This is a genomic window from Pseudomonas sp. B6002, assembly GCF_013385985.1.
Taxonomy (GTDB): Bacteria; Pseudomonadota; Gammaproteobacteria; order Pseudomonadales; family Pseudomonadaceae; genus Aquipseudomonas.
This window is the reverse complement of the sequence record NZ_JACAOY010000034.1, coordinates 55,959-66,420: the sequence shown is the minus strand read 5'-3', so window position 1 is coordinate 66,420 and position 10,462 is coordinate 55,959. Positions and strand designations below refer to the sequence as shown.

The 10,462-nt window shown below is 65.2% G+C and carries 8 protein-coding genes; 7 read left to right on the top strand and 1 reads right to left on the bottom strand.

Annotated features, from left to right (window positions below; genetic code table 11):
* Positions 1–212: 212 nt before the first annotated feature.
* Positions 213–1,211, bottom strand: a complete 999-nt coding sequence (locus HX792_RS28265) for a P1 family peptidase (RefSeq protein ID WP_176999167.1) — start codon at positions 1,209–1,211, stop codon at positions 213–215.
* 354 nt (positions 1,212–1,565) lie between these two features.
* Here HX792_RS28265 and HX792_RS28260 point away from each other — a divergent pair, with 354 nt between their 5' ends.
* From HX792_RS28260 to HX792_RS28230, 7 genes are read left to right on the top strand one after another with little or no spacing between them, the layout of a single operon-like run.
* Positions 1,566–4,001: a TonB-dependent siderophore receptor gene (locus HX792_RS28260; RefSeq protein ID WP_176999166.1), complete on the top strand. Its 2,436-nt coding sequence runs from the start codon at positions 1,566–1,568 to the stop codon at positions 3,999–4,001.
* Between the two features lie 57 nt (positions 4,002–4,058).
* A complete protein-coding gene (locus tag HX792_RS28255; RefSeq protein ID WP_176999165.1) occupies positions 4,059–5,396 on the top strand; it encodes an LLM class flavin-dependent oxidoreductase in 1,338 nt (445 codons plus the stop codon).
* Positions 5,393–6,307: a 5'/3'-nucleotidase SurE gene (locus tag HX792_RS28250; RefSeq protein ID WP_176999164.1), complete on the top strand. Its 915-nt coding sequence runs from the start codon at positions 5,393–5,395 to the stop codon at positions 6,305–6,307. Before HX792_RS28255 ends, HX792_RS28250 begins: the two co-directional genes overlap by 4 nt.
* Positions 6,304–7,293 carry an LLM class flavin-dependent oxidoreductase gene (locus HX792_RS28245; protein WP_176999163.1) on the top strand — a complete coding sequence of 330 codons (990 nt, stop codon included), beginning with the start codon at positions 6,304–6,306 and terminating at the stop codon, positions 7,291–7,293. Before HX792_RS28250 ends, HX792_RS28245 begins: the two co-directional genes overlap by 4 nt.
* The gene (locus tag HX792_RS28240) at positions 7,290–8,267 is read left to right on the top strand and encodes an LLM class flavin-dependent oxidoreductase (protein WP_176999162.1); all 978 of its coding nucleotides are present in this window, start codon (positions 7,290–7,292) and stop codon (positions 8,265–8,267) included. Before HX792_RS28245 ends, HX792_RS28240 begins: the two co-directional genes overlap by 4 nt.
* Positions 8,268–8,283: 16 nt before the next feature.
* Positions 8,284–9,237, top strand: coding sequence for an LLM class flavin-dependent oxidoreductase (locus tag HX792_RS28235; protein WP_176999161.1), 954 nt, complete (start codon positions 8,284–8,286; stop codon positions 9,235–9,237).
* Between the two features lies 1 nt (position 9,238).
* Positions 9,239–10,351, top strand: a complete 1,113-nt coding sequence (locus tag HX792_RS28230) for an LLM class flavin-dependent oxidoreductase (RefSeq protein ID WP_176999160.1) — start codon at positions 9,239–9,241, stop codon at positions 10,349–10,351.
* Positions 10,352–10,462: the final 111 nt, after the last annotated feature.

Here is a 10,462-nt window from a genome sequence, read left to right as displayed (position 1 = left end):
CTGCGTTCGGCCAGCGTGGTTTAACGGGGCGCCTAAGATCAAGATCAAAAGCCACATCAAAAGCCAGAGCCAGGGCAAGGGCAAGGGCAAGGGCACACCACTGTCTACCTGATAAATGGAGATCCAAATGTGGGAGCTGGCTTGCCTGCGATAGCGGTGTATCAGTGCCAGATAAGCTGGCTGACACACCGCCATCGCCGGCAAGCCGGCGCCTACTGGGGTTGGCGCGCAGCAAATACGCCGCGCGCAATCCCCCGCGCCACACAATCGGCCGCTGCGGCGCCAATCCGGCCGATTTCCACCTGCCGCCGTGGCCCATCGGTTAAGGCCACCGCCGCTGAGGCCAGGGCAAACACTGTGTCGCCATCAAACGGCAAATGCGCCGGCCGCACCGCTCGCGCTATGCCGTCCTGGGCCATGATCGCCACGCGCTTGCATTCGGCCACGGTTAATTGCGCCGTGCAGGCCACTACCACCAGCGTGGTGTTGGCGCCGGCTTGCAGGCGGCCCATGGAGTCCAGCCGCGACAGTTCCGGCATCGGGTCGCTGCAATCCGTCTCCGTTTGCGGCCGCTGGCCACCGAACTCCCCCGCCACTTCCCAGGGCCAGGCCCAGAAGGTTTGGCCGTCGGGCATATACACCGAGCCGATGGGGTTGGCGACCACCAATGCGGCGACCACCAGCCCGTCGCCCAGGTCCAGCGAGGCAGTGCCCAGCCCGCCTTTCAGCACCCCGGCCATGGCGCCACGGCCGGCGCCCACCGAGCCCAGCCCAAAATCCTCGCAGGCATTGGCCAGCGCCTCAAAGCCCAGGCGCCGATAAGGCGGCTCCAGGCCCCAGTCTTTGTCGCCGCCATTGGCCAGGTCATGCAGCACCGCAGCAGGCACGATGGGGATGGCCGGCGCACCGGGCTTGAGGTGCAGGCCCACCTGGTCCTGGGAGAGTTTCGCCGCCACGGCATCCGCCGCGCCCAGGCCGAATACCGAGCCGCCGGCGAATACCAGCGCGTGGAGTTGGCCGACCATATTTTCGGGCTCCAGCGCCGCGGTTTCCCGCCCGCCTGGGCCGCCGCCGCGAATGTCGATGCTGGCGGTCCAGAAGCCATCGGGGCGGATCACCGTAACGCCGGTGTCGACGTGCAGGTCCGTGGCGTGGCCGACCGTGAGGCCTGGGATATCGGTGAGGGCGTTGCGCGGGCCGGGTCTAGGCATACAAAAAAAGCTTCCTTGGGTTGAGGTATGGCCCGAAGGCAGCAAGGGCTATGCCAAACACCGTTCTCTGTAGGAGCCGGCTTGCCGGCGATAGCGTGTGCTAGGTCGGGGGGCCTCATCGCCGGCAAGCCGGCTCCTACAGGGGCGATGGGTGCTGTAGGAAAATCAGCAGCCTGCTGATGGCGCTGTTAGAAAAACACCAAAGTGCTCTATCACCACATAACAACCCATTGTTTTTAATAACTTTTTAACGATGGCACAGCCTTTGCTCTCCAGCCTCTCACCAGAGCTTGAACCCAACAAGCCGACCTCGATCAAGGCCCAACGCCTTAACCAACTGGAGTGTTTCCCATCATGAATGCATCACGCGCCGCCGGCAGCCGACCCGGCAAGGCCTTCGCCCATACCCTGTTATTTATCGCCCTGTGCGAGGCGGCCAGCTACAGCAGCCTGGCCCTCGCCGCCGATGCCCCGGCCAGCGACAACCCGCTGGACACCGTGGTGGTGATCGGCAACCGTGGCCAGGCGCGCACCCTGGCCGAGAGCCCGGCGCCGGTGGATGTGATTTCTTCCAAGCAACTGCTGGCCACCGGGCAAGGTGACCTGACCCGCGCCTTGAGCAAAGTGTTGCCGTCGCTCAACCAGCCGGCGTCGTCCGGTTTCGGTTCCACCTCGGTGGTGCGCCCCATCAGCCTGCGTGGCCTCAACGGCGACCAGGTACTGGTGCTGGTCAACGGCAAGCGCCGTCACAACAGCGCACTGCTCAACAACGGCACCTACCTCAACTCCGGCTCGCAGCCGGTGGATCTCGACATGATCCCCACGGCGCTGGTGGATCACGTCGAAGTGCTGCGCGATGGCGCCTCGGCCCAGTACGGCTCGGACGCGATCGGCGGCGTGGTCAACGTGGTGCTCAAGCAGACCGACCACGGTGGCAGCCTGTCCACCAGCTACGGCCAGAACTATGAAAACGGCGACGGCGAAACCGTGCGCCAGACCGGCAACGTCGGCCTGGCCCTGCCCAACGACGGCTTCATCAACCTGGCCCTGGACGTGAAAAAGCAAAACGTCTCCGACCGCTCCGACAACGCGCCGTACACCGACTCCGCCGGCAACACCAGCCAGCAACACACTTACTACGGCACCGGCCTGCCCGAGGCGAAAAACTTCAGCCTGGGCTACAACGCCGAGCTGCCGGTGGATGACGCGCTGACCCTGTATTCGTTCTCCACCTACACCCACCGCAACTCGGAAAAACCCCTGGCCTTCCACCAGCCGTCGAGCTTCAACGGTATCCAGACGCCGTACCCGGAAGGCATCGAAGACAACCTGCGCTTCATCGAAGAGGACTTCCAGGTCGCATTCGGCGGCAAAGGCAAGGCCGCCGGTTGGGACTACGACCTGTCCAGCACCTTCGGCCAGGACCATGCCCGCGCCACGCTCACCGACACCTACAACCTGAGCTACGGCCCGACGTCGCCGACCTCGGTGGACACCGGCGTGAAGACCTTCAGCCAGTGGACCAACAACCTCGACCTGACCCGCGCCTTTGACTTGGGCCTGTACAAGCCGACCCAGATTTCCTGGGGCCTGGAGCAACGCTACGAGGACTACAAGATCGGCAAGGGCGACCTCGCCTCCTACGCCAGCGGGCCGTTCAGCACCGGCGCCAACGGTGCCTTGATCCCACCCGGCACCATCTCCGGCGCCGGCACCACCCCGGCCGATGCCGCGCAGAAAAGCCGCACCAGCCTGGCCGGCTACGGCGAGATCGGGCAGGACTTCACCGACAAATGGCACGTGGACCTGGCCGGGCGCTACGAGCATTACAACGACGGCTCCGGCACCACCACCAACGGCAAGTTCTCCACCCGTTACCAGTTGACCCCGATCCTGGCCGTGCGTGGCACCGTCAGCACGGGCTTCCGTGCGCCGTCCCTGGCCCAGCAGATCTACAGCGCCACCTCGCAGACCAGCGTCAACGGCCAACTGTTTGACTACCGCAACGTGGCGGTGGACTCCGACGTGGCCAAGGCCCTCGGCGCCAGCAAGCTCAAGCCGGAAAAATCCACCAACTTCAGCGTCGGCTTCACCCTGCAGCCTACCGATGCCACCAACATCACCCTTGATGCGTACCAGATCAAGATCAAGGACCGCATCGCCCAGACCGGCTACCTCGGCGGCACCGCACAGATCAACGCGATCCTCGCGGCTGCCGGCCTCAACCCGAACCAGGCGGTCACTTACTTCACCAACGCACTGGACACCACCACGCGCGGCGTCGACCTGGTGGGCGACTACCGCCAGGACATCGGCGCCTGGGGCAGCCTGAAGTACTCGGCAGGCTTCAACTGGAACACCACCCAGATCGACGACATCCATGCCTCAGCCGTTGCCGCACAGGCACTCGGCCCGGACGGTGGCTATGACCGCCAGCGCCAGGGCAACCTCAAGTACGGCTTGCCGCAATCCAAGTTGCTGCTGGGCACCACCTGGACCTACGACAAGCTGGAAGTGGCGCTTAACCTGACGCGCTACGGCGAGTACACCCAATACGGCACCGCCGAGATCTACGACCGCACTTTCTCGCCGGCGTGGATCACCGACCTGAACATCGACTATCACCTGACCAAGGCCGTCACCCTGAATGCCGGCGCCAACAACCTGTTCAACAAGTACCCGGAACGCACCGATCTGGCCAGCAGTTCGGGCGGTTTCCCGTACGGCAACTTCTCGCCCTACGGCACCACCGGCGGCTACTGGTACACCGGCGTGACCTACAACTTCTGACCTGGTGCACGGGGCCGGTTCGCCAGCCCCGTGCCTGACTTGAATGGGAGCCTGCTCATGACCCGCCGTACCGATCAACTCAAGCTGGGGGCGTTTCTCGCCAACAGCGGCCACCATGTCGCTGCCTGGCGCCACCCCTTGGCCCAGGCGGATGCCAGCCTGGATTTCGAGCACTTCAAGCACATCGCCCAAACCGCCGAACGTGGCAAGTTCGATGCGTTGTTCATCGCCGACGTGGTCGCGCTGTGGGGGCATCATCACGATGCCTTGAGCCGCACGGCGCGCGCCGAGCATTTCGAACCCCTGACTCTGATGTCGGCCCTGGCCGCCGTCACCCGGCACATCGGCCTGATCGCCACCGCCACCACCACTTACAACGAGCCCTACCACATCGCGCGCAAATTCGCGTCCCTCGACCACCTGTCCAAGGGCCGCGCGGCCTGGAACCTGGTGACCTCGGTGGTCTCGGATGAAGCGTGGAATTTCGGCCGCGAAAACCATGTGGATCACGGCGATCGCTATCAGCGCGCCGAAGAATTCCATGATGTGGTCAAGGGCCTGTGGGACAGTTGGGACGACGACGCCTTCACCCGCGACAAAGCCAGTGGCGAGTATTTCGACCCGGCCAAATTGCACACCCTCAACCATCGCGGCGAGCATTTCTCGGTGCGCGGCCCGCTCAACGTGGCGCGCTCGCCCCAGGGCCATCCGGTGCTGGTTCAGGCCGGCGCATCGGAGCCGGGTAAGAACCTCGCGGCCCGGGTCGCCGAGCTGATCTTTGCCCATGCCCATGACGTGCAGAGCGCCCAGGCGTTCTACCAGGACATCAAACAACGCGCCGTCGCCTTCGGCCGCGCCCCGGACCACATCAAGATCCTGCCGGGCATCACCCCCTTCATCGCCGACACCCGTGAACAGGCCCAGGCACTCTTCGAAGAATTCCAGGCCCTGATCGACCCGGTGCTGGGCCTGCGCCTGCTGGCGGACACCCTGGGCGAGGACATCGACCTGTCGGGCCATGACCTCGACGGCCCGCTGCCCGACACGCCGGTCGGCCAGCGTGGCAGCCGCCGGGACAAGGTGCTGGAACTGGCGCGCAAGGAAAACCTGAGCATCCGCCAGCTGTACCTGCGCCTGGCCGGTGGCAACCCGGTGATCGGCACGGCCGAAGACGTGGCCGACCACTTCGAGGCGTGGTTCCAGGCGCGGGCCTGCGATGGTTTCAACGTGTTCTTCCCGTATTTCCCCGGCGCCATCGACCTGTTTGTCGACCGGGTCATTCCGCTGTTGCAGGCGCGCGGGCTGTTTCGCGAGGCCTACGAAGGCACCACCCTGCGCGAAAACCTTGGCCTGCCACGCCCTGCCAATCGTTTTACGACGGGGGCCCCTGCATGAAACGCAGCGCCTGGATGCTGGCCTGCGGCAGTGTGTTCGCTTGCAAAGCCTTTGCCTTGAACATCTTGCTGACCAATGACGACGGCTATCAGCACCCGAATATTCGCGCCTTGTACACCGAACTCAAGGCCCAGGGGCATACCGTGCGGATCGCCGCACCACAGAGCGACCAGAGCGCGCGCGGTGGCGCGTTCTTCTTTGGTCGTGAAGTCAGCGTGGGGCGCGACAGCGACCCCGCCTACCCTGACAGTTACTACATCAGCACTCACGAAAACGGCGTGTGCCAAAGCCCTGAGTGCGCCGGCAAGGCCGTGCAGATCGAAATCAGCGGCACCCCGGTGATGGCGCTGCTGATGGGCCTGAAAAAAGTCCTGCCCCACCCCGACCTGGTCATCGTCGGCCCCAACCCCGGCAACAACCTGGGCGCAATCAACCTGGCGTCGGGCACGTTCAACGCCGCCAGTGCTGCGGTGCAGGCGGGCATCCCGGCGTTGGCGGTGAGTACCGACCTGAAGGAACAAGACCCACAGCGCGTCGCCCGGCTGGTGGCGAAGCTGGTTCAAGCCCTCGACCGCCATCGCCAACCCAACGGCGCCCTGCTGCCGACGGGCCTGGGCCTGAACATCAACCTGCCTAAAGAGGCACAGCCCAAGGGCGTGAAACTCACGCGGATTGGTAGCTACGTGGGATTTGAGGCGCTGTACACCGACGACCTCAAGCGGTTCAACCTGCCGGGAAAACCGGGCATCGGGTTCCAGTACAGCCCTGCTGCCACCGCCGCACAACAGCATGATGAAGCGGTGTGGCTGAACAAAGGCTACCTGACCATCAGCCCGTTCAGTGGCCTGCCGGAATCTCTCAATGCCGGTCCTGCGCTGCAAAAACAATTGACCCGGGAGCTGACACCATGAGCACAGGCTTTTCCCTGGGGTTTCTCAGTCGCGTCTACAGCCCCAGCGCTGATCCCAAGGTTTACCGCGACACCCTGACGTTGTTCAAAGCCGCCGAAGAACTGGGCTTCGACAGTGGCTGGGTCGCGCAGCACCATTTTGCCAGTGAGCACGGGCGCCTGCCTTCGCCACTGGTGTTGCTCGCCGCGATTGCCCAGCGCACGCGGCGCATCAGCCTGGGCACGGGGATTATCGTGCTGCCCCAGGAAGCCCCGCTGCGCCTGGCCGAAGACGCGGCGGTGCTGGACCTGCTCTGCAACGGTCGCCTGGAGCTGGGCCTTGGCGCGGGGTTTGATCCCGAGACGTTCCTGGCCTTTGGCCGCGAACATGAGGCAAGGCACCGGGATTACGAGCAGCACCTGCAGCAGTTGCTCCAAGCCCTGGGCAACGCGCCACTGGCTGATAACGGGGCGCGCCTGCTGCCACGGGCCAATGGCCTGAGCCACCGCGTGTGGGAAGCCACCTCGCGAGTAGAGCGGGTGGCGGAACGTGGCCACGGCCTGATCATGGCGCCGAACCCACACTTACCGGCGCACGCTGGCGTGGAGTTGGTGGAGCGCTACCGCAATGCCTGGACCGGCGACAACGGTACTCCGGCCCGCGTTGTGCGGGTGCAGGCGCTGCTTCCGTCGCCCGGCGACGCCACGCGCCGCGACATCCTGGCGTATGTGGAGCGCCAGCAACGCATCGGCGTATTCAAGGGCGCAATTGACGATAACTTCGACACCACGCTCGAACGCCTGGGCATCCTGCATGGCCCGGTGGAACGCATCGTCGAGCAGTTGCAGCAAGGCCCGGCATTGACGGCCCACGACCACCTGATCCTGCAAGTACAGACCGTCAGCACCCCGCTGCGCGACGCCATCCACGCCCTGGAAACCCTGCGCGAACACGTCGCCCCGGCTTTGGGCTGGCAACCGGCCCGGCCCTCAGGAGCCCTGTCATGACCTTCAAACTGGGCTTTCTCAGCCACGCCTTTGGCGACGACCCGCAGCAGGTCTACCACGACCTGATCGAACAATTCGAAGTGGCCGAAGCCTTGGGCTTTGACGGTGGCTGGATCGCCCAGCACCACCTGAGCAACGGTTTCGGCCGGCTGCCCTCACCGCTGGTGTTGTTGGCTGCGGTGGCCGAGCGTACCCAGCGGATCGAGCTGGGTACCGGGGTGATTGTGCTGCCATTTGAAGACCCGATCCGCCTGGCCGAAGACGCCAGCGTGCTCGACGCGTTGAGTGGCGGCCGAGTGCAATTGGGCCTGGGCAGCGGCGGCGCGAACCTGGATAACTTCAGCGCGTTTGACCGTGACCCCGCCCAGCGCCAAGTGGAATTTGCCGAGCATCAGCAACGCTTGCAGCACCTGCTGGCCGGCGAGGCGCTCGCCGGTGAATTGACCCTGCAACCTCCCGCGCCTCGCCTGGGGCAGCGCCTGTGGCATTCCCAGGGCAGCATCGATGGTGCGGTCTACACGGCCCGACAAGGCAACGGCCTGCTGTTGGGCACCGCGACCCACGACCCACTCACCGTGCAAAAACCACTGGCCGAGGCTTACTTGCAAGCCTGGTCACACACCGACCGCTCGCCACGTATCGGCGTGGTCCGTGCGATTTTCCCGGCACCCAGCCGCGCCGACGCCCAGGCCGAACTGGCGGTGGACATCGAGCGGCATATCCCGCGCCTGCAGCGTGAAGGGCTGATCGACGAGGCGGTCGATCTGCAGGCCCATTTGCGCCTGATGAATGTGCACCACGGCCATCCCGATGAAGTGATCGAAAGCTTGCAACAGGATCCTGCGCTGCTGCCTTATGCTGATTACGTGATCGCCGTGGTCCAGGCGGAAAGCTCGACCCAGGCGCAGATCCTCAAGCGCCTGGAAACGATTGCCCGGGACATCGCCCCGGCCTTGGGTTGGAAAAGACGATGACTGACGGAGCTTATGCATGCCCCTTGAATTCAGCTGGCTGATGCCCCTGTGTACCCCCGACTGGGCGGCGCGGCCGGGGCAATGGATTCAACTGGCCCAGGCCGTGGAATACGCCGGCCTCGACGGCCTGTGGATTCCCGGTGGTGCGCTGTGCGCTGACAGCCTGGGCGTGGCGGCGGCGTTGTGTGCGCACACGCGGCGGGTGCGCTTGTCGGTGAGCGTGCCACCCGAAGTGATGCTGCCCGCCGCGTTGGCCACGACCTTGCAAAGCCTGCAATCGATCAGCGGGCACCGGGTGCAGTTGCACCTGCCCAACAGCGAACGCAGCGCCTTTGGCGAATGGCTCAACCGTGACCAGCGCAGCGAGCGCATCGGCGAGTACCTGGAGATCCTGCAGCAACTGCTGGCGCCCGATGATACGGGCCTGGATTACCAGGGCCGGTATTTCCAACTGGAAAACGCCGGCGTTGCCCGCCGTGAACTGCCCGCTCCCGGGTTGATTCTCGACGACAGCCAGAGCCACAGCCTGGTAAGCGCCCATGCCCAGACCTGCCTGCTCACGCCTGGCGCTCCCAAGGCCCTCGCCAAGGAGATCCAGCGCTGGCGGGCGATTCAGCCAGCGCTGGGTTTCGCCTGCACCTTCGGCCTGATCCTCGGCGACAGCGAAGACCTGGCCTGGGAGACCGCCGCCGCGTTGTTGCCCGTGGCGGACGTCCCGGACGAACTGCTCGCCACCCTGCCCCGCGCACGCCACCCGCTGCGCCAATGGGAAGTGCACCCGAACCTGCTGCAACGCGCCCCCGGGCAACCGCTGATCCTGGTGGGCACGCCGCAGCAGATCGCCACGCGCCTGCAGGAATTGCACGGGCTGGGCTTGAACCAGCTGATCCTCGAAGGCGGGCCGGCCGTGGGCGATGTGCTGCGGTTTGGCGAACAGGTACTGCCCCTCTTGCGCAAGGAGCGCCCGTAGCATGAGCACAGACGTACGCCCACCGATCCAGCTCGACTGGTTCCTGCCCACCAATGGCGACGGTCGCCACCTCACCAGCAGCGGCTTGCCCAAGGTCGGGCTGTTCCAACAAGGCGAACGCGCGCCCACCCTGGACTACCTGCGCCAGATTGTGCGGGCCACCGAACAGGCCGGTTTCGACGGCATCATGGTGCCCACCGCCAGCGGCTTCGAAGACCCGTGGCTGATCACCGCCGTGCTGGCCCAGGAAGTACGCCGCCTGAAATTTTTGCTCACCCTGCGACCCGGCACCGAGTTGCCCGCCTACACCGCGCACCGTGCGGCCACCCTGCAACTGCTCAGCGAAAACCGCCTGGCGCTGCACGTGGTGACCGGCTCCAGCCGCTTTGAACAGCGCTCCCTGGGGGATTTCCTGGAGCATGACGAGCGTTATGCGCGCACGGCTGAATTCCTGCAGATGTTCCAGGCCGTGTGGGCCGGGCAACCGCCGATCCACCCGGGCCGTTACTACCGCAGCGCGATCCATACACCGATTGCACCGGGCGCCGAGGCACCATCGATCTACTTCGGCGGCGCCTCCGAAGCCGCCGAGCGGGTCGGCGCGGCCCATGGGCAAACCTACCTGATGTGGTGCGAACCACCGGCGATGATCGCCGAACGCATCCAGCGCATGCGCGACCTGGCCGCCGCCCAGGGCCGCATCTTGCGCTTCGGCCTGCGCCTGCACGTGTTCGCCGCCCCCACCGACGACGCCGCGTGGGCCCATGTGGAACATCTGCTGCAAGAAATCCCCAAGGACGCCATCGATCAGGCACAGCGGCAGATGGCGGCCTATGAATCGGTCGGCCAGAACCGCCAGACCCAACTGATGCAAGGCCGTGGCCGTGGCGCCCGTGAGCTGGAAGTGTCGGCCAACCTGTGGGCCGGTGTGGGGTTGGTCCGTGGCGGCGCGGGGACCGCACTGGTGGGCAGTTATGCCCGGGTGGCGGAGCGGATCGAGGAGTATCACCAGCTGGGGGTGGACAGTTTTATCCTGTCGGGTTTTCCACATTTGGAGGAAGCGATTCATGTGGGGGCGGAGGTGTTGCCGTTGTTGCGCAACCTGGCCGCCTGAGCGTTGCCGACAGGTCTGGCGCCATCGCCGGCAAGCCGGCTCCTACAGAGGAAAAAAACGCATCCACGATGCGTAGCGAGTCGCTTTTGATTTTGATCTGAGGCGCCCCGT

Excerpts from the sequence above, each read along its gene's own strand:
- HX792_RS28265 (WP_176999167.1), bottom strand. The coding sequence starts at position 1,211 with ATGCCTAGACCCGGCCCGCGCAACGCCCTCACCGATATCCCAGGCCTC.
- HX792_RS28260 (WP_176999166.1), top strand. The coding sequence starts at position 1,566 with ATGAATGCATCACGCGCCGCCGGCAGCCGACCCGGCAAGGCCTTCGCC.
- HX792_RS28255 (WP_176999165.1), top strand. The coding sequence starts at position 4,059 with ATGACCCGCCGTACCGATCAACTCAAGCTGGGGGCGTTTCTCGCCAAC.
- HX792_RS28250 (WP_176999164.1), top strand. The coding sequence starts at position 5,393 with ATGAAACGCAGCGCCTGGATGCTGGCCTGCGGCAGTGTGTTCGCTTGC.
- HX792_RS28245 (WP_176999163.1), top strand. The coding sequence starts at position 6,304 with ATGAGCACAGGCTTTTCCCTGGGGTTTCTCAGTCGCGTCTACAGCCCC.
- HX792_RS28240 (WP_176999162.1), top strand. The coding sequence starts at position 7,290 with ATGACCTTCAAACTGGGCTTTCTCAGCCACGCCTTTGGCGACGACCCG.
- HX792_RS28235 (WP_176999161.1), top strand. The coding sequence starts at position 8,284 with ATGCCCCTTGAATTCAGCTGGCTGATGCCCCTGTGTACCCCCGACTGG.
- HX792_RS28230 (WP_176999160.1), top strand. The coding sequence starts at position 9,239 with ATGAGCACAGACGTACGCCCACCGATCCAGCTCGACTGGTTCCTGCCC.